Below are 24,923 nucleotides of genomic sequence, written 5' to 3' on the forward strand. Positions count from 1 at the left end.
AAACGACCGGATAGTGTCGTCGTGTGGATCGCCGCCTCGTCGCACTGCTGGCCGTCATGCTCCTGGCCCTGTCCGGGTGCACCCTGCCGTCGTTCGCGCCGAACGGCGCCGACGAGCCGGCCGGCCCGGGCCAGGCGGTGGGCGGCAGCGCGGCCCCGAGCGGCACGATCGCCTGGAAGCCCTGCCCGGAGGTGCCGCGCGAGCTGGTCGGCCGGGCCGCGACCGGCATGTCCTACGACTGCGGCACGGTCCGGGTGCCTCGCGACTGGAGTGTCCCGAGCGCCGGCGAGTCCTATGACATCGCGCTGATCCGCATCCGATCTGCCAAGCAGCGTGACCGGATCGGATCACTGCTGCTGAACCCCGGCGGCCCCGGCGCCTCGGGCATCGAGCTGGCCGCCTACTTCTCCTTCGGCCCGACGTTCGGCGGTCTGCCCACCGAGATCACCGACCGGTTCGACGTGATCGGCTTCGACCCGCGGGGCATCGGCCGGTCCAATCCGGTGAAGTGCCTCTCCGACGCCGACCAGGACGTCTTCTTCGGCTCCGATCAAGACCCGGTGAGCCAGGCCGCCTTCGACGAGCTCGCCGCGGTGAACAAGCGGATGGCCGACGACTGCGCCGAGAAATATGGGGATCAGCTGCGCACCTTCTCCACCGAGCAGGCCGCCCGTGACATGGACGCGCTGCGTGAGGCGCTCGGCGACGAGAAGCTCAGCTACCTGGGCTTCTCCTACGGCACCCTGCTCGGCGCCACCTACGCCCAGCTCTTCCCGGACAAGATCCGCGCGCTCGTGCTCGACGGCGCGATCGACCCGACCGAGGACTATGTGCAGAGTTCCGAGGCGCAGGCCATGGGATTCGAGCGGGCTTTCGCGAACTTCACCGCCTGGTGCACGAAGACGCCGGCCAAGTGCCCCATCGCGCCCGACGCGCGAGGCGCGGTCACCGATGCCTTGGCCAAATCAAAGGCCTCCCCTGTACGAGGACCGGACGGTCGCGACGCCACGGCGGGCTGGATCCTCTACGCCGTCATCTCGTCGCTCTACACCGAGTCCGGCTGGGCCAGCCTGGCCGAGGCCGTCGACGACCTGCAGCGTGGCGACGCCACGGCGATCTTCGAGCTGGCCGATCAGTACACCGAACGCCAGCCGGACGGCACGTACACGAACATGTTCGACGCGAACATCGTGGTGAACTGCACCGACACCGATGACGCGCCGACCGTGCCGCAGGTGCGCAAGCTCCAGAGCGAGTGGCGCGAGAAGTACCCGATGTTCGGCGCGCCGATCGCGGTCGGCATGCTCCCGTGCGCGAACTGGTCCGGCGAGCGCGACCCGTACCCGGCCGGCGAGGCGAAGGGCGCGCCCCCGATCGTGGTGGTCGGCACCACCGGCGACCCGGCCACGCCGTACGAGAACACCGCCGACCTGGCGGCCATGCTGGGCGAGGACGTCGGTCACGTGCTGACCTGGGAGGGCGAGGGGCACACCGCCTATCCGTCGACGGACTGCATCGTCGACGCGGTGGACGGCTATCTCATCGATCTGACGGTGCCTCAGGAAGGACTGCGCTGTCCGGCACGCTGACGCCCTGACGCGCGGCCATCTCGTCGAGCAGCCTGCGGACGTGGCGCAGGTTCGCCTTGAGCTCCTCCTGCTCCTCGTGCCGGAACGCGTCGGTGTCCACGATCAGCTTGCTGGCGAAGTGCGCCGTGATCAGCGGGATCACCAGAAGCACCATGATCGAGATGAGCAGGCCGGCCATGATGCGGGCCTGCCAGCTCGCCGGGGAGATGTCGCCGTACCCGACGGTGGACGCGGTGACCACGGCCCACCAGATCGAGTCGCCGAACGACGTGTCCGCCTCGAAGACGTTGTAGAGCGATCCGCAGATGATGATCAGCAGCGAGTAAGCGATCAGCAGCGTCTTGGGTGAGTTGGCCAGCCAGACCACGCCGCGGTAAGCCCATCGCGGCAGCGTGAGCAGCAGATGCATGAGGTCATCGTGCCCGAGGCGACCACCGTGCGACAGCCCGTGACAGGGTAGGGATCATGGATTTCCGGATCGCCACCCGCGCTGACGTGCCAGCCGTCCTCGACCTGCTGGCCGATGACGACATCACCCGCGAGCGGGGGTACGGCACGGTTCCCGAGCACATCGACGCGGCGATCTGGCGGGCGTTCGAGGCGATCGACGCCGACGACCGCAACGAGCTGATCGTCGCCGTCGACGGCGACGAGGTGATCGGCACCTGCCAGCTGACCTTCATCCCGGGCCTGAGCCGCGGCGGCGGCGAGCGGATGCTCATCGAGGCGGTCCGGATCCACTCCGCCCGGCGCGGCGAGGGCCTGGGCGGCGAGCTGATCCGCTGGACGGTCGAGCGGGCCCGGGAGCGCGGCTGCCGGATGGCGCAGCTGACCACCGACAAGAAGCGCACCGACGCGCACCGCTTCTACGCGAAGCTCGGCTTCACCGCTTCCCACGAGGGATTCAAGAAGACCCTATGACCAGTTCGCCTTGTTGATTTTGCTGGGCTGCACGCGCGGCGGCTCACCGGGCATCTTCGGGTGGTCCGGCGGGTACGGCATGTCCCCGAGCCCCGCCTTCTCGTCCCGCTCCGACCACTCCAGCAGCGGCGTGAGGTCGTGCTCGACGTCGTCGATCGCGGCGTGCGGGTCACCGATGGCCGCCAGCCGGGCGGGCACCGTCCGCAGGTCGAAGTCGTCCGGCTCGACACTGGTGAGCTCGTCCCAGGTGACCGGCGTGGAGACGGTGGCCCGGGCGTTGGCACGCAGCGAGTAGGCACAGGCGATGGTCCGGTCCCGGGCCGTCTGGTTGAAGTCGATGAAGACCCGGTCGCCGCGCTCCTCCTTCCACCAGGCCGTGGTGATCTTCTCCGGGTTGCGCCGCTCCACCTCCCGGGCCAGCGCGATCGCGGCCCGCCGCACCTCCACGAAGGACCAGCGCGGCGCGATCCGGACGTAGACGTGCACGCCCCGGCCGCCGGAGGTCTTCGGGAACCCGGTCCAGCCCAGGTCGGCGAGCACCTCGCGGACCACGCCGGCGGTCGCCACCACGTCGCCGAAGCCGAGGCCGGGCTGCGGGTCCAGGTCGATGCGGAGTTCGTCGGGGTTGTCCGGGGCGGCGCCGCGGACCGGCCACGGGTGGAACACGACGGTCCCCATCTGGGCCGCCCAGGCGACGTGAGCGAGGTCGGCGGGGCACAGCTCGTCCGCCGTACGCATGCTCGGGAATTTGATCTTCGCGGTCTGGATCCAGTCGGGCACGCCACGGGTGGGTATCCGCTTCTGGAAGAAGGTCTCGCCGTCCAGGCCGTCGGGGAAGCGCTGCAGGGTGGTCGGCCGGTTGCGCAGGGCTCGGAGGATGCCGTCGCCGGCTGCCAGGTAGTACTCGAAGACGTCCCGCTTCGTGAAGCCCCGGCTCGGGAACATCACCTTGTCCGGGCTGGAGAGTCGCACGGTGTGGCCGGCGATGTCGTGCTCTTCCGCGGCGGCTTTCGGCATGGTCCCGACCCTATGCCGTCCCGCGCCCCGGGGCAGCCCGGAAAGCCTGAAGGCCGCCCCGGAGGACGGCCTTCAGCGGTGAAAACGTCAGGCGCGGCGGCGCCGGGTGTACCAGACCGCCGTGCTGCCGGCGGCGACCAGCAGGCCGCCGAGGGCGATGGTGCCGGTGAGCGGCGCCCCGGTGACCGGGAGGGTGCTGCTGTCGCTGACGCCCGCGCCCGCCGTCGTGGCGCTCGGGACCGGCTCGACGGTCTCGGCGGCGGTGCCGCCCGGGACCTCGGAACTCGGGGCCGGGCTGCTCGGCGCCGGGCTGCTGGGCGCGGGGCTCTCGCCGCCGTAGCCCGGCTTGCCGCGAGTGCCACCGGTGGTCTCGGTCGCGGCCGGGGCGGCCGTCTCGTTCGCGGTGCCGCTGTAGTCGTCCGCACCACGCGTGCCCGCCGGGTCGGGGCTGGTCATGACGGCCGGGAGAGCGGCCTGGGCGGCGCCTTCGGCAGCGCTGGCCGGCGATCCGCTGAGGGCCAGGGCGGCGAGGACGGTGACGCCGACCGCGGGAAGTCCTGCGGCCAGCCGACGCGAGAAGCTCATGAGAGGAGTATCCGTTCTGTCGCTGAAGGTAGGTTTCATGGTCGCACGGGAGCTTAGCGGGGATTGCCCGTTTTACCCGTAAACATCCCCCGGCGGGTCTTCAACTCGGAAGACCACCAAAACGGTGACTTCTCCACAAATGCGACAAAGCGAACAGCTTGAGCTCGAACTGCGGATCCGCGGCGAAGAAGCCCCCGCTGTACGGAGCGTGCAGCTGAACGCTGTCCCCCGACTCCAGGTAGACCGAGACCACGGTCCGCCGCCCCCGGCGCTCGGCGCGCAGGTCGACGACCTGCTGCCAGAGGGCGAGGTCGTCGTCGAAGACAGACGTCGTACGGATGCCGCGGTTGCCCACCTCGACCCCGGTCCGGCGCCCGGCCGCGACACCCAGTACCGCTCCAAGCAGCAGCGGAGCGAGGACCAGGGCGGCCCACATCCACCCTGGCGGGAGGCTCTCCCCCGGCCAGGCGAGGGTGGCTATCACCGCCGTCGTGACACCCGCCACAGCGCTGAGCGCGCCGAGGTAGAGACCGTGGCCGAGAGCCTGCTGCCAGGTCGGCCGGAACGTCGCCGGGGATGCAGCTTCCATGAATAGGTCAACGGGATCGTTCTCACCTCCGGCGCACGCCGGGTGCGACGTACGGTTGACACATGGCAACCGATGAGACCACGCTGCCGACCACCGAGGACGAGTGGCGGATCCGCCTGTCCCCGGCCGAGTTCCGGGTGCTGCGTGAGGCCGGCACCGAGGCACCGTGGACCGGCGAGTACGTGGACACGAAGACCGAGGGCATCTACAACTGCCGGGCCTGCGGCGCCCAGCTCTACCCGAGCGACACGAAATTCGACAGCCACTGCGGCTGGCCCTCGTTCGACGACGCCATCCCGGGCGCGGTCAAGGAGATCGAGGACCGCAGCCACGGGATGGTCCGTGTCGAGATCAGGTGCGCGAACTGCGACTCGCACCTGGGCCACGTGTTCCGGGGCGAGCACTTCACCCCGAAGAACACGCGGCACTGTGTGAACAGCCTGTCGATCAGGCTCGAACCTCGTACACCGTGATGTCGCCGGTGCGGTAACGCTCCGTCGCGAACTGGGCCAGCTCCGGGCTGGCCCAGACCTCGCCCTTCTGGTCGGGGCTCGGGATCTGCGTGGTCCCGACAGCGACCAGCCAGCGCACCCCGTGGTCCCGGACGAACGAGTTCACCCGCTCGGCCGTGGGGTCGTAGAAGACCTGGTCGTTGCGTTCCAGCAGGGCCGGATCCCAAAAGACGCTGCGATACAGCGTCCGGTCCCAGAGCCCGCCGGTGGAGAACGCCGGCTCGGTGTAACTCCAGCCCTCCAGCACGACCTGCCGCTCGGACCAGGCCGCCAGCCAGAAGTCCCGGCTGTCGCACGGGCTGATCTGCGCACGGCAGTGACTGTTCGTGGCCACCTTGTCCCGGGGATGCGAGTTCGCCCGCAGCCACCGCCCGGCGTCGATCGCGCCCGGCGGCATCGCGAAGTAGTTCCCCGGCGCCACGACGTCCCGCTGCGGCTCCCCGGAGACGAGCGCGTCCAGCATGCCCTGGTTGGTCACCACGCCGCTGGTCACCGCGACCGAGGAGACCGCGAGGGCGGCCACCGCGAGCACGAGCGGCCGGCGCAGGCGCACCACCAGCCCGATCACCACGAGCACCGCCACGATGCCGGCGAGCACCTCGGCCAGTACCACGTAGGGCCGGGTCGCCTGGTCGACGGTCCAGCTCGCCAGCAGGGACGGCGGCGCGTCCTTCCCGGCGGTCTGCCGGATCACCAGCAGGGCGGCCACGCTTCCGGCGACGCCGAGCAGGGCGATCGGGAAGAACCTCTTCGGCAGGCGCTCGCCCGCCGGGAACAGGGCGGCCAGGCCGATGGCGGTGAGGATGCCGAGGTACGGGGTGGCCGAGCGCCCGAAGTACGTCTGGCTCATCCCGGGATGCGCCAGGATGTAGAGCGCGCCGAGACCGGAGATCGCGAACCCCAGCATCACGTGGATGATCGGGTCGGTCCGCCAGCCCCGCCGCAGCAGCCCGGCCATGCAGGCCCAGCCGAAGAGGCAGGCGCCCAGCGAGATCCCGGTCAGCGCCGCCAGCGTCGGCCAGTCGTTCAGCCCGTTCTGGGTGCCCATGACCACCCGGCCGAGCATCGCGAACTTGACCGTCTGCAGCGGATTGACCTCGGTGCCCTGCGACCCCGATCCATAGAGGACGAGCTGCGCGAACGCCAGCCAGCCACCGGAGATCAGCAGCGCCGGCAGCTCCGGCCCGGGCAGCTTGACCTGGATCAGCCGGAAGAACAGGGCCAAGAGCAGACCGCAGATCAGCATCGGTACGAAGGTCGCCTTCGCTCCGGCCATCGCACCGATCAGCAGCGTCAGCACCACCCACGGCAGCGGCCGGCGCCGTTCCGCCCCCGGTGAGGCCTGGAAGATGCCGGCCAGCACGTAGATCGCCACGATGCAGAAGAGCGCCGCGAACGTCTGCGTCGGACTGACCCAGAGGTTGTCGATGAACTGGATCGAGTCCATCGGCCGGTGCGTCCAGCCCCACGGGACGGTCACCGCGGCGCCGAGCATCAGCAGGATCGCGACGTTGCCCGGCCACCAGCGACCGGTGATCCGGTGCACCAGCGCGATGACGACCAGCAGGAACGCGGCGATCATCGGAACCGGGAGCAGCCGCATGATCAGGACCTGCGGCTCGACACCGCTGATCCAGCTCGCCGCGGCGCCGTGCGCGTAGACGTACCAGTGGTAGACCAGCTCGACGCCGGACACCCAGGGCGTTCTCAGCGGCACGTCGTGCTTGAACTCGCCGACCAGCGCGAACTGGAACGGGAAGTCGACGTGCATCACCGCCGAGTACGGCTCGGTGAGCGAGTTGTACCGGAACGACGACAGCGCGATGCTCCACAGCATGAACGACGTGCCGAGCGCCGCCGACCAGGACGCCCCGGCCGGCATCCGCTCCCGGTTGCCCCGCCAGAACCGGCGCAGGCCCGGCACCGCGGTGAACAGCACGACGGTGAGGATCGGCCAGGCCAGCACGGCGTACGGCTGGTCGGCCTGCCGCGCCAGCATGTAGACCGGCAGCTCCACCGCGAAGCCGGCGGCCGTGCCGAACGCGGCGTCCAGCGGGAGGTGGCCAGCCCGGCCCTGCAGCGCACGCCAGATCAGCGTGCCGGGCAGCGTCACGCAGAACAGCGAGTACGCCGCGAAGGTGATCAGATCCCGGTCGGTCACGCCGTAGTAGCGCATCGTCACGACGGTGACGGCCAAGGTGAAGATCAGCGCCAGCCAGCCGGGGCTGGGCAGACGACGCCGACCGGCCACCCGGGGTTCGGGGGCCGGCTCGGTTTCTTCAGTTCGGGGTGCTTCGGTGAGTTCTGCGGTCATCACCGATGGGTGGCCAGCTGGGTTGGAACAGCCGCCGTCTCCAGCGAGACGATCTCCGGCTTCGTGCTCATCGGCTCCTGCTCATCCGTGTCGAACGCGACCAGGAACCGTGGGCGGTTCTGGGTCGCGGCATAGATTCGTCCCACGTACTCGCCGAGCAGGCCCAGGCAGATGAGCTGCACCGCGCCGAGCAGCAGCACGGCGATGTAGAGGGAGGTCCAGCCCGGCACGGTAACACCGAAGCCCCAGGCCGCTATGCCGCTGACCACCAGACCGAGACACACCATGAAGGTGACCAGGCCCAGCCAGGTCGCCACCCGCAGCGGGGCGGCCGAGAAGCTGGTGACGCTGTCCACACTCAGCTTGATCATCTTGTGCAGGGGATATTTCGTCTCACCGGCGACACGCTCGGCGCGGACGTACGCCACCTCGCCGCTGGCGAAGCCGAGCGACGGCACCACCAGGCGGTAGACCGGCTGCTGCTCCTGCAGGTCGTTCAGGGTGTCCACCACCACACGGCTCATCAGCCGGAAGTCGCCGGCCTGGTCGCTGAGGTGCGGGCCGACCAGCTTGCGCATGAGCCAGTAGTAGACGCCGGCGGTGTTGCGCTTGAACGACGTGTCGGTGCTGCGGTCGCTGCGGACGCCGTACACCACGTCCAGGTTCTCCGAGCGGGCCTTCTCCAGCATGTCGCCGATCGTCTCCGGCGGGTCCTGCAGGTCGGCGTCGATGCTCACCACGTAGGCGCCGCGGGCGGACTTCAGGCCGGCGGCGAGGGCCGACTGGTGGCCCACGTTGCGGCGCAGCTTGATCACGCGCAGCGCCGGCCAGTCCTGGCGCAGCTCGAGCAGGCGGGCCACCGTCTCGTCCCGGCTTCCGTCGTCGACCGCGACCACTTCGTACGTCACACCCAGGCCGTCCAGAACCGGACGCAGGCGCGCCACGAAGTGATCGACCGCCTCGCGCTCGTTGTACATCGGCGTCACGACCGAGAGGGTCAATTCGTCGAGCACGAAGTCACGTGACATCTTCCGGTCCCCCAGAGTGGAAAGGCTCGCACTGAAAGGCTCTACGTGCGCCCGCCGAATGCGAGCGATCTTCGCCAGCCAACGGTCGGGAAGGATACCCAGGACTTGCTAATGGAAGATGTCCCCCTCCTGTGAGTCAAGTCGCACCAGGTCGTCTATCCGGTAACGGGGAGCCGTCCCGGAGGTGATCCATCCGGTGGACGACGCGACGACCCAGCCGGTCCCGATCTCGGGAGCGAAGGTGTCACCCTCCGCATCGAAGTCTATTGTCGTGCGCACCAGATGCGCCGCTCTCGGAAGAAACGCAGCGTAGATCTCACCCCCGCCCATCACCCAGAAGTCGTCCTCGGCGATCTCGTCCGGGGAGTGGGCGATCACCGCTCCGGGTGCGGACCAGCCGGGCGAGCGGGTCAGCACCACGTTGCGGCGGCCGGGCAGCGGGCGGACCCGTTCGGGCAGCGAGTCCCAGGTGGCCCGGCCCATCACCACGGTGGAGCCCATCGTCCGCTCCTTGAAGAGGCGCTGCTCCCCCGGCACCCGCCAGGGGATGTCGCCGCCCGCGCCGATCACCCCGTTCCTGGCCTGTGCCCAGATCATGTGGACCGTCATACGGCAACCGGCGCCTTGATCGCGGGGTGGTGCCGGTAGTCCACCACGGTGAAGTCCTCGTACCGGTAGTCGAAGAGGCTCGGCCGCTCGGCGATCTCCAGGCGCGGGAACTCGTACGCCTCCCGGCCCAGCTGCTCGGTCACCTGCTCCACATGGTTGTCGTAGATGTGGCAGTCGCCACCCACCCAGATGAAGTCACCGGCGGCGAGACCGGCCTGGTCCGCGACCATCCGGGTGAGCAGCGCGTAACTGGCGATGTTGAACGGCACACCCAGGAAGAGGTCGGCGCTGCGCTGGTAGAGCTGGCAGGAGAGCTTCCCGTCGGCCACGTAGAACTGGAACAGCGCGTGGCAGGGCGCCAGCGCCATGTCCGGCAGCTCACCGACGTTCCACGCGGAGACCAGCATCCGGCGCGAATCCGGATTCGTCCGGAGCGTGTCGAGGATCTCGGAGATCTGGTCCACCTCGCCCCGCGGCGTCGGCCAGGACCGCCACTGGTGCCCGTAGACCGGGCCCAGCTCACCGGACTCGTCCGCCCACTCGTCCCAGATCGTCACACCGTGCTCGTGCAGGTATGCGACGTTGGTGTCACCGCGGAGGAACCAGAGCAGCTCCACCGCGAGCGACTTGAAGTGCACCCGCTTCGTGGTGATCAGCGGGAAGCCACGGGACAGGTCATAGCGCAGGCGCTCACCGAAGAGGCTGCGGGTGCCGGTCCCGGTCCGGTCGCTCTTCGGCGTACCGGACCGGAGGACCCGCCGGAGTAGATCTTCGTACTGGGTGTCGACGGCTGAATCCGCGAGGTGCATGACCCAAACCGTAGCGTCAGGCGCGGAGCTTCCCGGCGATGGTCACGATCCGCGTGGCCAGGTGATCCAGGGCCGCGAACTGCACGTCAGTGAGCGGGGCGTCGTTACTGCCACCGGTCACGTGCGAGACGCCGTAGGGGTTGCCGTCGGCGAACTTCAGCGGATCGGTGTACCCGGGTGCCACCACGACGCCACCGAAGTGGTAGATCGTGTTGTAGAGCGCCAGCAGCGTCGACTCCTGGCCGCCGTGCTCGGTCATCGAGGCGGTGAACCCGGCGTACGCCTTGTTCGCGAGCAGCCCCTGCGCCCACTGCGGGCCGAGCGTGTCGATGAACTGTTTGAGCTGGCTCGCCACGTTGCCGTACCGGGTCGGCGTGCCGAACAGCACGGCGTCGGCCCAGACCACGTCATCGGCGGCCGCCTTCGGCTCGTTCTTCGTCCTGTCGAAGTGCTGGCTCCAGGCCGCGTTCGACGCGATCGCCTCCTCCGGGGCCAGCTCGGGGACCTGGCGGAGACGTACCTCGGCGCCCGCCTTCTCCCCCGCCTCCCGCAACCGCTCCGCCATGCGATGGATGGTTCCGGTGGACGAGTAGTAGATGATCGCCAGTTTGACGTCTGCCACGGTTCCTCCTCGGGGAGACCTTCACTTACCGAAAAGGAGATCCCCCCGAGGGCCCGGCCGTAACGCTTATAGGCGGATTTCACTGCCGTTCGGGCCGACCGCGTCGGCCTGATCGTCGTCCAGCCAGACGCCGTCGGTCGCCAGGTAGCGGAACTTGTAATGGCCCGGGTCGAGCGGCACGCTGACGGTCCGCGTGCCGTTGCGGCGCGGCTGGAGCTCGTGGCGGCCCGGCTCCCAGCCGTTGAAGTCGCCGACGACGCTGACCGTGCCGGCCGGCTCGTCCGCCGGCAGGCTGAACGTGACACGGGTCTTGTTGCCGAACAACTTACTGCGTTTGATCATGGCGTCCTCCACAAAGCCGGGCTCCCATCCGTATAACGGCAGGAACGGGCCGAAGGTGAGGACACGCCGCGTATGTTGTGCCGATGCATCCGGAACCTCACGACGAGCTTCGCGTGGCCTCGTTCCGCGACCTCGACACCACAACTCTTTACTCGATCCTCCAGTTGCGCTCCGACGTCTTCGTCGTCGAACAGGAGTGTGCCTACCCCGATCTGGACGGCCGGGACATCGAGCCGGGCACCCGGCACATCTGGTTCGAGCGGGACGGCGAGGTCCGCGCCTACTTGCGGGTCCTCTCCGAGCCCGGCGGCATCGAACGGATCGGCCGGGTGGTCACCGCCAAGCACGCCCGGGGCGCCGGCCTGGCCGGCAGACTGGTCGCCGAAGCGCTCCGGGTGATCGGGAACCGGCCGAGCATGCTGCACGCGCAAGCACACCTGGCCGGTTTCTACGGCAAGTTCGGCTTCAAGCAGACGGGACCCGAATTCGTGGAGGACGGCATCCCGCACATCCCGATGATCAGGGGAGATTGGCAACCAGCTCGGTGACCGAACGGCGGCGGCCGGTGAAGAACGGGACCTCTTCACGGACGTGCCGCCGCGCGCCCGAAGCCCGCAGGTCACGCATGAGGTCGACGATGCGGTGCATCTCGTCGGCCTCGAACGCGAGCATCCACTCGTAGTCGCCGAGCGCGAACGAGGCGACCGTGTTGGCGCGCACGTCCGGGTACGGCCGGGCCATCTTCCCGTGCTCGGCCAGCAGCTGGCGGCGCTCCTCGTCGGGCAGCAGGTACCACTCGTAGGAGCGGACGAACGGGTAGACGCAGATGTATGGCCGGGCCTCCTCGCCGGCCAGGAACGCCGGCAGGTGGCTGCGGTTGAACTCGGCCGGGCGGTGCAGCGCCATCTGCGACCAGACCGGCTCCAGGTGCCGGCCGAACGCGGTCCGGCGGAACAGCCCGTAGGCGTCCTGCAACGCGTCCGGCGTGGCCGCGTGCCACCAGATCATCACGTCGGCGTCGGCGCGCAGGCCGGACACGTCGTAGGTGCCGCGGATCGTGACGTCCTTCTCCGCGAGCTGCCCGAAGAGCGCGTCCACCTCGCTCGCCAGATCCTCGCGGAGCGCCGGGAGCGGCGTCGCGGCCCGGAACACCGACCACATGGTGTACCGGATCGTCGCGTTCAGCTCCTTGATCCGCGCCGCGTTGGTCTGCTCGCTCATGCTTCCTCCAAAAACGTGACTACTTCGTCTGCGGCGCGCTCACCACTGGCCACGCACACCGGAATGCCGACACCGTCGAAGGCCGCGCCGGCCAGGGCCAGGCCCGGCGGCAGATCGGCCCGGGCCGCCGAGACCCGGTCGGCGTGACCGGGGGCGTATTGCGGGAGGGCGCCACCCCACCGCTGGATCCAGGACGCGGACGGCTCGGGCAGCGCGACACCGGCCAGCTCGCCCAGCTCCCGCACCGCCCGGCCGAGCAGCGCGGCGTCGTCCAGCTGGAGACGCTCCTCCTCGCCGGCCCGGCCCAGCGACGCCCGCACGATCACCGGGCCGTCCGGGCGGTCCAGATGGGGCCACTTGCGCGTGAAGAACGTCGCGGCCTTCACCAGCGTGCCCTCGCCCGGCGGGACCAGGAAACCGGAGAGCCCGGGCAGCTCGGTCCCGGCCGGCAGCGCCAGGCCCACCAGCGCCACGCTCGCATAGGTCAGCGCCGCGACCGCCTCGGCAGCCTCCGGCGCCACCTCGCCGAGCAGCCGGGCCGCCGGCGTCGCGGGAACGGCCAGGATCACCGCATCCGCGTGGTCGGTCAGCGGCGCCGGCGCCGCGCCGATCCGAAGATCCCAGCCCTTATCGGTACGGCAGACCGAGTGCACCGGCAGACCCAGGCTGATCCGGGCGCCGCTCGCCTCGGCCGCGGCGGCCACCAGACGGCTCATCCCGCCGTCCACCGCGGCGAAGACCGGCTGCCCGGGCACCCGCCGGGAGGCTCGCTGCGCGGACCGCACCGCGTCGCGCAGCGTGTGCTCGGTCTCGGCGGCCAGAGCCAGCTGCGGCATCGTGACCCGCAGGGAGAGCTGGTCGGCGCGGCCGGCGTAGACGCCACCGAGCATCGGATCGACGAGCCGGTCGACGACCTCGGCGCCGTACCGCGAGCGGACCAGCGTGCCGACGGCCACGTCCTCACCGGGCGCCAGCAGTGGTTTCCCGCCGTCGGCATCGGAATCCGCGTCGGGCAGCGCCACCCCGTCCAGCGTGGACAGGTCGGCGGGCACACCCACCAGCGTCCCGGCCGGGATCGGGGTGAGCCGGCCGCCGATGGACAGGGCCGCGGGCTGTCTCGCCGGGTGCACCAGCGCGTCACCGAGGCCGAGCCGCCGGGCCAGGGCCACCGCCGCCGACTCGCCGCCGTCCGCACCGCTGGTCAGGAACGACTCGGCGCCGCGCTCGACCGGCAGGCCGCCCAGCTCGCCGGTGCGCAGCTTGCCACCGAGAGCGCCGCCCTGCTCATAGACCGTGATGTCCGCGCCCTGCGGCAGCCTGTCCCGCAGCCGCACGGCAGCCGCCAGGCCGGCGATGCCGCCACCGATGACCGCGATCCGCTTCCGCACGCTCTTCACACTCCCAGGTCCGCCCGAACCCCCACCCGCCCGGGGTCGTTCGTTGTGATCCGAGCCTGCCAGGCTTACGACCCGGTCGACCAGGGACCCAGGTCCCATCTTTCGCCGGCTGCTGAGACCGTGGTCCGACCTCCGGCGCGCGGAGACCATGATCTGACCTCCGGCACGCGGGGAAGCCGATCCGGCCTCCGCGTGATGGACGTCGTGCTCTAGCGGGCCGAGACCTCGTGCACCAGCGCCACCAGGCGGGTCAGGACCTCCGGGTCGGTCTCCGGCATCACACCGTGGCCCAGGTTGAAGACGTGGCCCGGCGCGGCCTGGCCCTGCGCCAGCACCCGGCGGGCCTCCCGCTCGACGGTCTCCCAGCCGGCGAAGAGGATCGCCGGGTCAAGGTTGCCCTGCACCGACCGGTCCGGGCCGATCCGCTTGGTGGCGGCGTCCAGCGGAGTGCGCCAGTCGACACCGACGACGTCGGCGCCGGCCTCACCCATCGCCTCGAGCAGCACCGCGGTGCCGACGCCGAAGTGGATCCGGGGAACCCCGGCATCGGCCAGGCCGCCGAGGACCGCCGACGAGTGCGGCAGCACGTACTGCCGGTAGTCCGCCTCGGAGAGCGCACCGGCCCACGAGTCGAACAGCTGGACCGCGCTCACCCCGGCGTCGATCTGCGTCCGGAGGAACGTGAGCGTGATCTCGGCAAGCCGGGCGAGCAGCGCGTGCCACAGCTCGGGTTCGGCGTACATCATCGCCTTGGTCTTGAGGTAGGTCCTCGACGGACCGCCCTCGATCAGGTAGCTGGCCAGCGTGAACGGCGCGCCGGCGAAACCGATCAGCGGGGTGCTGCCGAGCTCGGCCACGAGAAGCCGGACCGACTCGGCGACGAAGTCCACGTCGCCCGCGGTGATCGGGCGGAGTCTCTGCAGGTCGGCCGCGGACCGGATCGGCTCGGCCACCACCGGGCCGGTGCCGGCCACGATGTCCAGATCGATGCCGGCCGCGGCGACCGGCACCACGATGTCGCTGAAGAGGATCGCGGCGTCGACGCCGTGCCGGCGCACCGGCTGCAGGGTGATCTCGGTGACCAGCTCGGGCCGGCGGCACGACTCCAGCATGCCGACACCCTCCCGGATCTTGCGGTACTCCGGCAGCGAACGCCCGGCCTGCCGCATGAACCAGACCGGCGTGTGCGGCCCGGGGAGGCCACGACACGCCCGGACAAAGGGGGAATCCTCGAGAACGGTCACCGGGTCATCGTGCCACGTGAGTGAGAACGCCCGGCGGCGCGCCGAGCACGGAGGTTCCTGAGATCGGCTTAGTCTTTGCTCCATGGCGTCCCCCGAACCAGGCCCCGAGGCGTTCACCCGCGCCGTCGCCGGGTTGCGCGTGGAGTCGCCGTGGCCGGAGATCCTGCTGGAGGAGATCGCCGCACCTCAGCGGCTCGCTCCGTACGCGTTCGCGCTGAGCGCCACCGTGCTGCGCGGCGGCGACGAGGTGGCGAGCGGCCGGCTGATCCTGCTGCACGAACCGGACGGTCACGAGGCGTGGCGCGGTGACCTGCGCCTGGTCACACTCTGCACCGCCGAACTCGAAGCGGACCTGGCCACCGACCCGCTGCTGCCGGCCGTGGCCTGGACCTGGCTGACCGATGGGCTGGAGCACTACGCGGCGGCGTACACGGCGATCGGCGGCACCGTCACCCAGACCGCCTCGACCCGCTTCGGCGAGCTGGCCGGTCCGGCGCCCACCGCGGACCTGGAGGTGCGCGCCTCCTGGACGCCCACCTCCGACGACTTCCCGGCCCATCTGCGCGGCTGGTGCGCGATGCTGGCCTCCACCGCCGGCCTGCCGCCGCCCGGGGTGTCCTCACTCAGCGACCGGCACCGCGCTCCGGCCGGTTAGGGCCAGGCCCTAACCCTTTCCGCAGGTCCCGAGGGTGTCGCAGGCCGTCTCGATCGGGATGGCCAGGCCGATCCCCTCGGCGTCGCGGGCCTTCGCGGTCGCGATCCCGACCACCTGCTTGCTGGTGTTCACGACCGGGCCGCCGCTGTTCCCCGGGTTGATCGGCGCGTCGAACTGGATCGTCGGCCCGTCCGAGTCGTCCGGCCGGTACGCGCTGATCACGCCGGTGGTGACCGAGTCGTCCAGGCCGAGCGGCGCGCCCACGACCACCACCTGCTGGCCCGGCTTCACCTCGTCGGTGGAGACGCCGAGGGTCTTGATGTCCCGCGAGGTACGCAGGAGCGCCAGGTCCTTGCCGGCGCTCACCTTCACGATCGTCGCGTCGATCCGGGTGTTGCCGCGTTCCAGCGACACCGACTTGTCGCCGCTCTCGAACGTCTCCTCGACCACGTGGTAGTTCGTGAAGAGGTTGGTCCGGCCGTCGTCGGTGGCGCTCACCGCGAACGCGGTGCCGGTGAAGTCACCGGCCCGGACCCGGAAGACGCTGGGCAGCACGGCCGCCGAGATCCCCTCCGGATCGAAGACCGTCGCGAGCTGTTTCTCCAGCTCCTGGGTGCGGCCCTGCTCGGCGGTGACCGCCGAGGCCAGCTCGGAGCTGCTGCGGATCATGCCCTCGACCCGGAACACCTGCCAGGCGGAGACACCGAGCAGCGCCACCACGAGACCCATGATCACCACTCGGCTGCGGCCACCGCGGGCGGGCTCGGGTTTCTGCTCGTAGGCCGGCTCCTGGTATTTCTCGTAGACCGGCTGCTGGTAGGACGGCTGTTGCTGCTGCGGATACCAGTTCTGCTGCTGCTCCCACTGCCGTTCCTGAGCCCACTGCTGTTCCTGGAACCACTGCTGCTCGGGCGCCGCCCGATCGCCCCGGCGCTGGTCATAGCCGTCGGCGGGAGTGAACGGTTCGTATGGGCTCATCCGGCGCGGCCTCCTGGAATCTCAGCGCTGCGTCAGTTGATACGCACGAAACCGCCCAGCGGTTGAGTGATTCTCCAGATCGGGAATCGACGCGCCGGACCCCGGCTGCGCACGGCAAGGGTGCTACCCCCGTACGGTTACGGAGTGACCGACGAAGCACCCCTGCGCCGTCGGGACTCGCCGGACACAGCAGGGGACGGACCGCACGCCGTGCCGCCCGACCCGAATTCTGGCGGTCCCGCAGCAACACCGCTCACCGCGCCCCGCGACGGAACCCCGCGCCCGGTGGAGACAGCGGCCGAACTGGCCGATGTGGTCTCCCGGATGGCGGCCGGAACCGGGCCGGTGGCCGTGGACGCCGAACGCGCCTCCGGCTACCGCTACACGCAACGCGCCTACCTGGTGCAACTCCGCCGGGCAGGTGCGGGCACCGTGCTGCTCGACCCCCTTCCCCTGGACGATCTGCGCACCCTCGACACCGCGCTGGCCGAGGCCGAGTGGGTGCTGCACGCCGCCAGCCAGGACCTGCCGTGCCTGGCCGAGCTCGGCTTCCGGCCGCGCCGGCTCTTCGACACCGAACTGGCCGCGCGGCTCGCCGGGTTCGAGCGGGTCGGCCTGGCCGCGCTCACCGAGCAGCTGCTCGGCTATTCGCTGGAGAAACACCACTCGGCGGCGGACTGGTCGACCCGGCCGCTGCCGGAGTCCTGGCTGACGTACGCGGCGCTCGACGTGGAGCTCCTCACCGACCTGCGTGACCTGCTCTCCGCCGAGCTCGACCGGCAGGGCAAGTCGGCGTGGGCGGCCGAGGAGTTCGCCGCGCTGGTGGCCGGCGCCGACCGGCCGCCGAGGGTCCGCGCCGACCCGTGGCGGCGGACGTCCGGGATACACCGCGTCCGCGGGGCCCGGGCGCAGTCCCGGGTGCGCGCCCTCTGGTACGCCCGAGACGGTGTCGCGGCCCGGAAGGACTCGGCGCCCGGCCGGGTGCTGCCGGACTCGGCGATCGTCGCGGCTGCCGAGGCCGACCCGAAGGACGAGCGCACGCTGCTCGGCATCTCCGGATTCGGGGGCCGGTCCGTACGCCGGCTCGCCAAGATCTGGCTGGACGCCCTCGATCAGGCCCGGTCGCTGCCGGACGACGCCCTGCCGGTGAACCAGCCGGTCGAGGGCCCGCCCCCGCCGCACCGCTGGGCCGAACGCGACCCGATCGCCGCGGCCCGGCTGGCCCGCTGCCGTGCGATCGTGGTCGGCACCGCCGAGCAGTACAACCTGCCGCCGGAGAACCTGATCAGCCCGGACTTCATCCGCAGGCTGGCCTGGTCACCGCCGGACGAGGTCACCGGCCAGACGGTCGGCGACACGCTGCGCGGTTTCGGCGCCCGCAACTGGCAGGTCGGCCTGATCGCCGACCAGATCGCGGACGTGCTGCCGGACCCCGCGCCGGCGGACTGAGACGGTTCGAGGCTCCGGGCGCCATGTGCGGCCGGAGCCTCGTTCGGTGACGGCTCAGAACGTGAACGGGGTCGTGACCTGCGGCGGATTGTCGTCCTTGCCGCAGCGGGAGCACTGCGTGTAGCGGTTGCCGTCCGAGGTGCTCCGGCGTTCCCATTTGTGCCTGCCCAGCCGGCAGGCCAGCGGCTTCTTCATGGATTGACGCTAGGGCCGCCCCGAGATCCAGTGCTTCCCCCGGAAGGGCACTTCACGGGGGCGGTGAGCGCACACCGGAGCGACCACGTCGAGGCGGTCAGCGCACACGAACCGGATCCGCGTGCGCTGACGGCCCACCCAGCGGCGGTCAGCGCACACAAACCGGCCGCGCGTGCGCCCACCGCCCGCCAACCCCGCCGCACGTACGCCCACCGCCCACCAGCGGCGCTCAGCGCACACAAACCGGATACACGTACGCTCACCGCCCACCCAGCGGCGGTCAGCGCACACAAACCGGATCCGCGTGCGCTCACCGCCCCGCCAACCCCGCCGCACGTACGCCCACCGCCCACCAGCGGCGCTCAGCGCACACAAACCGGATACGCGTGCGCTCACCGCCCACCCAGCGGCGGTCAGCGCACACAAACCGGATCCGCGTGCGCTCACCGCCCCGCCAACCCCGCCGCACGTACGCCCACCGCCCACCAGCGGCGCTCAGCGCACACAAACCGGATACGCGTGCGCTCACCGCCCACCCAGCGGCGGTCAGCGCCCACAAACCGGCCGCGCGTGCGCTCACCGTCCCGCCAACCCCGCCGCGCGTGCGCTCACCGCCCCGCCAACACCGCCGCGCGTGCGCTCACCGCCAACCCGGCCGTGGGGTTCGGGGTGAGCGCAACCGCTCACGCACGCCGCGCGGGGCGGCTCGCGTTCCGGACGCGCAGCGGCCGGCGGGCCGGGCCGCGCCCTCGGCGTGAGCAGCGGTCCGTACACACCACCCGGCTGCGACATCCGCCTTTGACCTGCGATTTTCTGTGAATCTGTGACAAATCAGCGATGCCCTGGCCGCCACTAGTTACCGGCGAGTAGCATTGCCGATACATTTGGGTTCACGCCCGCAAGGAGGCTTGCTGTGCCCCGTGAAGTACGCGAGGTCGTCTTCGTCGACGGCATCCGCACCCCGTTCGGCAAGGCGGGCGGCATGTATGCCGAGACCCGCGCCGACGACCTGGTGATCCGCTGCATCCGAGAACTCGTGAAGCGGAATCCCCAGCTGCCCACCGAGAGGGTGGACGAGGTCGCCATCGCGGCCACCACTCAGACCGGTGACCAGGGCCTGACGATCGGCCGCACGGCCGCGCTGCTGTCCGGCCTCCCGAAGACCGTTCCCGGTTACGCCGTCGACCGCATGTGCGCCGGCGCGATGACCGCGGTGACGAACGTCGCGGGCGGCATCGCGATGGGCGCCTACGACATCGCGATCGCCGGCGGTGTCGAGCACATGGGCCGGCACCCGATGGGCGAGGGCGCCGACCCCAACCCGCGGATCCTGGCCGAGAAGCTGGTCGACCCGTCCGCGCTGGTCATGGGCGCGACCGCGGAGAACCTGCACGACCGGCTCCCGCACATCACCAAGGAGCGTACCGATCTGTACGCCCTGAACTCCCAGATCAAGACCGCCAAGGCGTACGCCAACGGCAAGCTGCAGCCGGACATGGTCCCGGTCGCCACCCGCAGCGCCGAGCTGGGCTGGGGCCTGGCCACGGCGGACGAGGCGCCGCGCGAGACCTCGCTGGAGAAGCTCGCGACGCTGAAGACCCCGTTCCGCCCGCACGGCAAGATCACCGCCGGTAACGCGGCGGGTCTCAACGACGGCGCGACCGCGGCGATCCTGGCCGACGAGGCGACCGCCCGTGAGCTGGGTCTGCCGGTGGCGATGCGGCTGGTCTCCTACGCCTACGTCGGCGTCGAGCCGGAGATCATGGGCTACGGCCCGATCCCGGCGACCGAGAAGGCGCTGAAGAAGGCCGGTCTCACGATCGACGACATCGGCCTGTTCGAGCTGAACGAGGCGTTCGCCGTCCAGGTGCTCGCCCTGCTCGACCACTACGGCATCGCCGACGACGACCCGCGGGTGAACCCGTGGGGCGGCGCGATCGCCGTCGGCCACCCCCTCGCCTCCTCCGGTGTGCGCCTGATGACGCAGCTGGCCCGCCATTTCGAGGAGCACCCCGAGGTCCGGTACGGCATCAACGCCATGTGCATCGGTATCGGCATGGGCGGAACCGTCATCTGGGAGAACCCGAACTGGGAAGGCTTCAAGAAGTGATCGCGAACCCGAACGAGGTAGTGACGAAGGCTATCGTCCGGATTGTCCGGGTTCCTGGCCTCGAAAAGCCTGCTGCCCTCATCACGCTCGACAACGGTTTCGATCACAAGAAGCCGAACAGCTTCGGCCCCGGCGGGCTCGCCTCCCTCGACCAGGCGATCACCGACGCGACGGCGGCGAATCCGGCGTTCATCGCCATCACCGGCAAGCCGTACATCTTCTGCGTCGGCGCGGACATCACCGGCATGCCGCTGATCAACTCGCGGGACCAGGCCGTCGAACTCGGCGAACTCGGACATCGCGTGTTCGCCCGGCTCAAGAACAGCGAGATCCCGACCTTCGCGTTCGTCAACGGCGCGGCGCTCGGCGGCGGCCTCGAAGTGGCGCTGCACTGCCACTACCGCACGGTCTCCGGTGGCGCTGCGGCGCTCGGCCTGCCCGAGGTCGCGATCGGCCTGATCCCCGGCTGGGGCGGCAGCCAGCTGCTGCCGAACCTGATCGGCATCGCCGGCGCGGCGCAGGTCATCCTGTCGAACCCGCTCACCCAGAAGACGCTGCGGCCGAAGCAGGCCAAGGAGATGGGTGTCGCGGACGCGCTCTTCGAGCCGGCCGAGTTCCTGGAGGAGTCGCTCGCCTGGGCCGCCGGTGTCGTCAACGGCACCGTCACGGTCGAGCGTCCCGAGGTCGACAAGGACATGTGGGACGGCGTGCTCTGGTTCGCCAAGAACCAGCTCGACGAGAAGCTGCACGGCGCGGTCCCGTCCGCGAACAAGGCCCTGGAGCTGCTCGCCCTGTCCAAGGAGGCGTCGTTCTCCGACGGCACCGCGGCCGAGACCGAGGCGCTCGCCGACCTGATCATGGGTGACGAGTCGCGGGCCAGCCTGTACGCGTTCGACCTGGTGCAGCGCCGGGCGAAGCGGCCGGTCGGCGTGCCTTCCAAGGAGAACGCCCGCAAGGTGACGAAGGTCGGCATCGTCGGCGCCGGCCTGATGGCGTCCCAGCTGGCCCTGCTGTTCCTGCGCCGCCTCCAGGTGCCGGTCGTGCTGACCGACCTCGACCAGGAGCGCGTCGACAAGGGCGTGGCCTACGTCAACGAGCAGATCGACAAGCTCGTCGGCAAGCGCCGGATGGACGAGGGCACCGCGGCCAAGCTGCGCGGCCTGATCAGCGGCTCGGTCGACAAGTCGGTCTTCGCCGACGCCGACTTCGTGATCGAGGCGGTCTTCGAGAACCTCGAGCTCAAGAAGAAGATCTGGGCCGAGTTCGAGACGATCGTGAAGCCCGAGGCGATCCTGGCGACGAACACCAGCTCGCTGTCGATCACCGAGATGGCGGCCGGTCTCCAGCACCCGGAGCGGGTCGTCGGCTTCCACTTCTTCAACCCGGTCGCGGTCCTCCCGCTCCTCGAGATCATCAAGGGCGAGAAGACCGACGACGCGACGCTGGCCACCGCGTTCGAGGTCGGCAAGCAGCTGCGGAAGTCGTCGGTGCTGGTCAAGGACGCCCCGGCGTTCGTGGTCAACCGCGTGCTGACCCGCTTCACCAGCGAGGTGTTCAAGGCCGTCGACGCCGGCACACCGCTCGACGTGGTGAACGAGGCGTTCGACCCGCTGGGCCTGCCGATGCGCCCGATCGCGCTGCTCCAGCTCGTCGGCCCGGCCGTGGCGTACCACGTGGGCGAGACGCTGCACACGGCGTTCCCGGACCGGTACGTGGACTCCCCCAACCTCAAGAAGATCGTCGACCTCGGCCGGCCGCTGCTGGTCGACGACGAGATCAACCCCGAGGTGGTCAAGGCGCTGGAGCTGGGCGACGACCCGCTCACCGCCGACGAGGTACGCCAGAAGGCGCTCGACGCGCTGGCCGAGGAGATCCGGATCATGCTCGACGAGGGCGTGGTCGCGGAGGCGCAGGACATCGACCTGTGCATGATCCTCGGCGCCGGCTACCCGTTCCACCTGGGTGGCATCACGCCGTACCTGGACCGCAGCGGCACTGCCGAGAAGGTCACCGGCAAGCGGTTCCTGCCCTCGGGCGTCGCGAACGTGCGCGCCTGACGTAACCCGATCGAAGGGCCCCCGGTTCTCCGGGGGCCCTTCGCTGTAGGCTCCTGCAACCTTCTGATCAGGAGTTCTGGATGTCGCAACCACCCTTTGAACAACAGCCTTCGTACGGCCCCCCGCCCGGATATCAGGCGCCCCCGCCGGGATACCAGGCTCCCCCGCCGGGATACCCGATGGCGCCGCCGCCCGGTTATCCGATGGCCCCGCCGCCGAAGAAGTCGAACGTCCTGAAGATCGTCCTGATCGCGGTGGCGGCCGTCCTGATCCTCTGCGTCGGTGGCATCGCGGCCGTCTTCTTCATCGTCAAGGACGCCTCCGACGACGCCTCGAAGGTGGCGATCACCGAGCCGACCACCCTGGGCGGCCGGCCCAAGCTGGAGGACGGCCAGTTCGCGGCGCTGATCGCGGGCATGGAGAGCAGCCTGGCCGCGTACCCGGGCGCCGCCGACTCGTTCGGCGCGTTCTACGGCAACGCCGAGGAGCAGGACATCGTCGCCGCCATCGCGACGAAGGCCACGCTCATCGACCCGCAGAAGGAGCTCGACGCGTCCTTCAAGGCCTTCGCCGAGGGCGCCGAGCTCAAGGACAAGGCCCCGGCGGACACCGGCTCGCTGGGCGGCTCCGCCGAGTGCGCCACCACCACGTCGTCCGGCACCGACATCGCGGTCTGCGGCTGGGCGGACGAGGGCAGCGTCGGCATGATCCTCTGGTTCTTCAAGACCGGCGCCGACGTGCAGGCCGAGTTCCCGAAGCTGCGCGCCGAGATCGAGACCAAGACCAGCTAACGCGCGGAGCGCGGCACCGAGACGCTCGCCGTCACCACCGGTGTCGTGTCGGCGGCGGGCAGGGTCACCGTGACCTCCAGCCCGCCGCCCGCCTGCGCCACCGCCGAGACCGTGCCGCCGTGCGCGTCGCAGACGGCCCGGACGATCGACAGCCCGAGTCCGGAGCCCCGCGAGCCGGTGCGCTCCCAGCCGCCGCGCTGGAACGGCTCGAACAGGCCCGGCACGTCGGCCTGCTCCACCTCGTAACCGGTGTTGCCGACGATGAGCCGGGTCTGCCCGTTCGCCGACTCGGTACGCAGCCAGAGCCGCCCGAGCAGGTGGTTGTACCGGATGGCGTTCTCGATCAGGTTGCCGGCCAGCCGGTCGAGCAGGCTCGGGTCGCCCACCACCGGCGCCGGTTCCAGGTCGGTGGTGACGTCCAGCTTCATCCGCTCGGCCTCGGCCTTCACCGCCGAGAACGCGTTGTAGACGCTCGTCGCCAGGTCGGCCGGCACCTTGCGGACCAGCCGCCGGCCGGACTGCGCCTCCGACCGGGCCAGCACCAGCAGCGCGTCGACCAGCCCGTTCGCCCGTTCCGAGGCGTTGCGGACCACCTTCGCCATCCGGCGGTACTCGGCGACATCCGCCTCGTCGTCGCTGAGCGTCACGTCGATCTCGGTCCGCATCACGGCCAGTGGCGTCCGCAGCTCGTGCGAGGCGTTCGCCACGAACCGCTTCTGCGAGTCGAAGGCGGCCGCCAGCCGGTCCAGCATCGCGTCGAACGTGCGGGCCAGCTCGGCCACCTCGTCGTCGGCGCCGGAGTATTTGATCCGCTGATCCAGCGTCTCCTCGCCGAGCCGCTGAGCCGTGTGGGTCACGCTGTGCAGCGGCCGCAGCGCGCGGCCGGCCACCGCGTACGCCCCGGCGATGCCGATGATCCCTATCGCCACGAGCGCGCTGAACCCCTTGAACAGCACCTCCCGGGACGCCTGGGCGACCATGTCGCTCTGCCAGGCGAGCGCGTCACGGGTGCTGCCGTCGTTCAGCGTCACCGCCGAGCCGGCCCGCAGCTCGTCGACCGGGTGCAGCGACTCGCTCACCAGCAGCCAGGCCAGCAGCACCAGCACGGCGCCCGCGCCGACCAGCAGGATCCCGTTCAGCACGGTGAGCCGCAGCCGCAGGGTGGGCCGGGGGAAGCCGAGCCCCCGGCGTTTGGCGCCGAGGTAGACCGTCACGAGGCCACGACCGGTTCGGGGACCCGGTAACCGGCGCCGACCACGGTCTCGATCAGCGGCGGATCGCCAATCTTCTTGCGCAGCGTGTTGATGGTCACCCGGACCGTCGTGGTGAACGGATCGGTGTTCGCGTCCCAGACCCGTTCCAGCAGCTCCTCGGTGGAGACCACGCCGCCCCGCGCCTTGATCAGCTCTTCCAGGACGCCGAACTCCTTGTTGGTCAGGTCGACCGGGGCGCCACCCCGGGTCACCACCCGCCGGGTCTGGTCGAGCACCAGGTTGCCGACGGCGAGCACCGGCGGCGCGGCCGGGGTGGCCCGCCGACCCAGCGCCTGCACCCGGGCCACCAGCTCCTCGAACGCGAACGGCTTCGCCAGGTAGTCGTCGGCGCCGAGCTCCAGGCCCTCGACCCGGTCGGCGACCGTGCCGCTGGCGGTGAGCATCAGCACCCGGGTCAGCACGCCGGCGGCGACCAGCTCGGCGCAGATCTGGTCGCCGTGCATGCCGGGCAGGTCCCGGTCCAGCACGACCACGTCGTACCGCGTCACGTACGCCATCTCGTGGCCCTGGAGGCCGTCGTACGCGACGTCCACCGCCATCCCCTTGCGGCGCAGCCCGCGGGCGATCGCGTCCGCCAGGTTCCGCTCGTCTTCCACCACCAGCACGCGCATGAGA

General features: G+C 70.5%; 26 protein-coding genes. 9 read left to right on the forward strand and 17 right to left on the reverse strand.

What is annotated here, in order from left to right:
* The first annotated feature begins 56 nt into the window (after nucleotides 1-56).
* On the forward strand, nucleotides 57-1,589 hold the full coding sequence (locus tag EP757_RS04205) for an alpha/beta hydrolase (protein WP_127554077.1): 1,533 nt from the start codon (nucleotides 57-59) through the stop codon (nucleotides 1,587-1,589).
* On the opposite strand, the gene EP757_RS04210 is transcribed toward EP757_RS04205, so the two are convergent.
* A complete protein-coding gene (locus EP757_RS04210) occupies nucleotides 1,540-1,998 on the reverse strand; it encodes a potassium channel family protein (protein ID WP_127542887.1) in 459 nt (152 codons plus the stop codon). The two genes, EP757_RS04205 and EP757_RS04210, sit on opposite strands and share 50 nt — an antisense overlap.
* Before the next feature lie 56 nt (nucleotides 1,999-2,054).
* On the opposite strand from EP757_RS04210, the gene EP757_RS04215 reads away from it, so the two are divergent.
* Nucleotides 2,055-2,510, forward strand: coding sequence for a GNAT family N-acetyltransferase (locus EP757_RS04215; protein WP_127542888.1), 456 nt, complete (start codon nucleotides 2,055-2,057; stop codon nucleotides 2,508-2,510).
* On the opposite strand, the gene ligD is transcribed toward EP757_RS04215, so the two are convergent.
* The 3 genes from ligD to EP757_RS04230 all read right to left on the reverse strand — a co-directional run bounded on the left by ligD (nucleotide 2,505) and on the right by EP757_RS04230 (nucleotide 4,701).
* Nucleotides 2,505-3,527 (reverse strand): non-homologous end-joining DNA ligase, encoded by a 1,023-nt coding sequence (ligD, locus tag EP757_RS04220; protein WP_127542889.1) that lies wholly within the window; start codon nucleotides 3,525-3,527, stop codon nucleotides 2,505-2,507. The genes EP757_RS04215 and ligD overlap by 6 nt on opposite strands.
* 87 nt (nucleotides 3,528-3,614) lie before the next feature.
* Nucleotides 3,615-4,112 carry a hypothetical protein gene (locus EP757_RS04225; RefSeq protein ID WP_127542890.1) on the reverse strand — a complete coding sequence of 166 codons (498 nt, stop codon included), beginning with the start codon at nucleotides 4,110-4,112 and terminating at the stop codon, nucleotides 3,615-3,617.
* 100 nt (nucleotides 4,113-4,212) lie between these two features.
* Nucleotides 4,213-4,701 (reverse strand): hypothetical protein, encoded by a 489-nt coding sequence (locus EP757_RS04230; protein ID WP_127542891.1) that lies wholly within the window; start codon nucleotides 4,699-4,701, stop codon nucleotides 4,213-4,215.
* Nucleotides 4,702-4,763: 62 nt separating this feature from the next.
* On the opposite strand from EP757_RS04230, the gene msrB reads away from it, so the two are divergent.
* Nucleotides 4,764-5,174 carry a peptide-methionine (R)-S-oxide reductase MsrB gene (gene msrB / locus EP757_RS04235; RefSeq protein WP_127542892.1) on the forward strand — a complete coding sequence of 137 codons (411 nt, stop codon included), beginning with the start codon at nucleotides 4,764-4,766 and terminating at the stop codon, nucleotides 5,172-5,174.
* Here the strand turns inward: msrB and EP757_RS04240 are convergent.
* From EP757_RS04240 to EP757_RS04265, 6 genes are all read right to left on the reverse strand, one after another.
* A complete protein-coding gene (locus tag EP757_RS04240; protein ID WP_127542893.1) occupies nucleotides 5,149-7,527 on the reverse strand; it encodes a hypothetical protein in 2,379 nt (792 codons plus the stop codon). The genes msrB and EP757_RS04240 overlap by 26 nt on opposite strands.
* Nucleotides 7,527-8,555 (reverse strand): glycosyltransferase family 2 protein, encoded by a 1,029-nt coding sequence (locus tag EP757_RS04245; protein ID WP_127542894.1) that lies wholly within the window; start codon nucleotides 8,553-8,555, stop codon nucleotides 7,527-7,529. Before EP757_RS04245 ends, EP757_RS04240 begins: the two co-directional genes overlap by 1 nt.
* 108 nt (nucleotides 8,556-8,663) lie before the next feature.
* Nucleotides 8,664-9,152 carry a dihydrofolate reductase gene (locus tag EP757_RS04250; RefSeq protein ID WP_232050366.1) on the reverse strand — a complete coding sequence of 163 codons (489 nt, stop codon included), beginning with the start codon at nucleotides 9,150-9,152 and terminating at the stop codon, nucleotides 8,664-8,666.
* An 8-nt stretch (nucleotides 9,153-9,160) separates the two neighbouring features.
* Nucleotides 9,161-9,973 (reverse strand): thymidylate synthase, encoded by an 813-nt coding sequence (locus EP757_RS04255; RefSeq protein ID WP_127542896.1) that lies wholly within the window; start codon nucleotides 9,971-9,973, stop codon nucleotides 9,161-9,163.
* Nucleotides 9,974-9,989: 16 nt separating this feature from the next.
* Nucleotides 9,990-10,595, reverse strand: a complete 606-nt coding sequence (gene wrbA, locus EP757_RS04260) for an NAD(P)H:quinone oxidoreductase (protein ID WP_127542897.1) — start codon at nucleotides 10,593-10,595, stop codon at nucleotides 9,990-9,992.
* A gap of 66 nt (nucleotides 10,596-10,661) precedes the next feature.
* Nucleotides 10,662-10,937: an isoamylase early set domain-containing protein gene (locus tag EP757_RS04265; protein WP_127542898.1), complete on the reverse strand. Its 276-nt coding sequence runs from the start codon at nucleotides 10,935-10,937 to the stop codon at nucleotides 10,662-10,664.
* Nucleotides 10,938-11,020: 83 nt separating this feature from the next.
* Between EP757_RS04265 and EP757_RS04270 the strand changes: the two genes are divergently transcribed.
* Nucleotides 11,021-11,485, forward strand: coding sequence for a GNAT family N-acetyltransferase (locus EP757_RS04270; protein WP_127542899.1), 465 nt, complete (start codon nucleotides 11,021-11,023; stop codon nucleotides 11,483-11,485).
* Here the strand turns inward: EP757_RS04270 and hemQ are convergent.
* From hemQ to hemE, 3 genes are all read right to left on the reverse strand, one after another.
* Nucleotides 11,457-12,158, reverse strand: a complete 702-nt coding sequence (gene hemQ / locus EP757_RS04275; RefSeq protein ID WP_127542900.1) for a hydrogen peroxide-dependent heme synthase — start codon at nucleotides 12,156-12,158, stop codon at nucleotides 11,457-11,459. The genes EP757_RS04270 and hemQ overlap by 29 nt on opposite strands.
* Complete coding sequence (gene hemG / locus EP757_RS04280) at nucleotides 12,155-13,555, reverse strand: protoporphyrinogen oxidase (protein ID WP_370457763.1); 1,401 nt, start codon at nucleotides 13,553-13,555, stop codon at nucleotides 12,155-12,157. Before hemG ends, hemQ begins: the two co-directional genes overlap by 4 nt.
* Before the next feature lie 209 nt (nucleotides 13,556-13,764).
* On the reverse strand, nucleotides 13,765-14,799 hold the full coding sequence (hemE, locus tag EP757_RS04285) for a uroporphyrinogen decarboxylase (protein WP_127542902.1): 1,035 nt from the start codon (nucleotides 14,797-14,799) through the stop codon (nucleotides 13,765-13,767).
* Between the two features lie 82 nt (nucleotides 14,800-14,881).
* On the opposite strand from hemE, the gene EP757_RS04290 reads away from it, so the two are divergent.
* Nucleotides 14,882-15,454, forward strand: coding sequence for a DUF3000 domain-containing protein (locus tag EP757_RS04290; RefSeq protein WP_127542903.1), 573 nt, complete (start codon nucleotides 14,882-14,884; stop codon nucleotides 15,452-15,454).
* A 9-nt stretch (nucleotides 15,455-15,463) separates the two neighbouring features.
* On the opposite strand, the gene EP757_RS04295 is transcribed toward EP757_RS04290, so the two are convergent.
* On the reverse strand, nucleotides 15,464-16,432 hold the full coding sequence (locus EP757_RS04295) for a S1C family serine protease (protein WP_127542904.1): 969 nt from the start codon (nucleotides 16,430-16,432) through the stop codon (nucleotides 15,464-15,466).
* A gap of 144 nt (nucleotides 16,433-16,576) precedes the next feature.
* On the opposite strand from EP757_RS04295, the gene EP757_RS04300 reads away from it, so the two are divergent.
* Entirely contained in the window at nucleotides 16,577-17,881 is a 1,305-nt protein-coding gene (locus EP757_RS04300) for an HRDC domain-containing protein (RefSeq protein ID WP_127542905.1), read from the forward strand.
* A 54-nt stretch (nucleotides 17,882-17,935) separates the two neighbouring features.
* On the opposite strand, the gene EP757_RS04305 is transcribed toward EP757_RS04300, so the two are convergent.
* On the reverse strand, nucleotides 17,936-18,076 hold the full coding sequence (locus EP757_RS04305) for a DUF1660 family phage protein (RefSeq protein WP_127542906.1): 141 nt from the start codon (nucleotides 18,074-18,076) through the stop codon (nucleotides 17,936-17,938).
* 913 nt (nucleotides 18,077-18,989) lie between these two features.
* On the opposite strand from EP757_RS04305, the gene EP757_RS04310 reads away from it, so the two are divergent.
* The 3 genes from EP757_RS04310 (at nucleotide 18,990) to EP757_RS04320 (ending at nucleotide 23,034) form a co-directional block, all read left to right on the forward strand.
* Entirely contained in the window at nucleotides 18,990-20,186 is a 1,197-nt protein-coding gene (locus EP757_RS04310) for a thiolase family protein (protein WP_127542907.1), read from the forward strand.
* Nucleotides 20,183-22,243 (forward strand): 3-hydroxyacyl-CoA dehydrogenase NAD-binding domain-containing protein, encoded by a 2,061-nt coding sequence (locus EP757_RS04315; protein ID WP_127542908.1) that lies wholly within the window; start codon nucleotides 20,183-20,185, stop codon nucleotides 22,241-22,243. Before EP757_RS04310 ends, EP757_RS04315 begins: the two co-directional genes overlap by 4 nt.
* A gap of 179 nt (nucleotides 22,244-22,422) precedes the next feature.
* Nucleotides 22,423-23,034 carry a hypothetical protein gene (locus tag EP757_RS04320; RefSeq protein ID WP_127542909.1) on the forward strand — a complete coding sequence of 204 codons (612 nt, stop codon included), beginning with the start codon at nucleotides 22,423-22,425 and terminating at the stop codon, nucleotides 23,032-23,034.
* On the opposite strand, the gene EP757_RS04325 is transcribed toward EP757_RS04320, so the two are convergent.
* Together EP757_RS04325 and EP757_RS04330 are read right to left on the reverse strand one after the other, a co-directional pair.
* A complete protein-coding gene (locus tag EP757_RS04325; RefSeq protein ID WP_127542910.1) occupies nucleotides 23,031-24,248 on the reverse strand; it encodes a cell wall metabolism sensor histidine kinase WalK in 1,218 nt (405 codons plus the stop codon). The genes EP757_RS04320 and EP757_RS04325 overlap by 4 nt on opposite strands.
* Nucleotides 24,245-24,919 (reverse strand): response regulator transcription factor, encoded by a 675-nt coding sequence (locus EP757_RS04330; RefSeq protein ID WP_127542911.1) that lies wholly within the window; start codon nucleotides 24,917-24,919, stop codon nucleotides 24,245-24,247. The genes EP757_RS04325 and EP757_RS04330 overlap by 4 nt, the downstream gene beginning before the upstream one ends.
* Nucleotides 24,920-24,923: the final 4 nt, after the last annotated feature.

Source organism: Actinoplanes sp. OR16 (assembly GCF_004001265.1).
Taxonomy (GTDB): Bacteria; Actinomycetota; Actinomycetes; order Mycobacteriales; family Micromonosporaceae; genus Actinoplanes.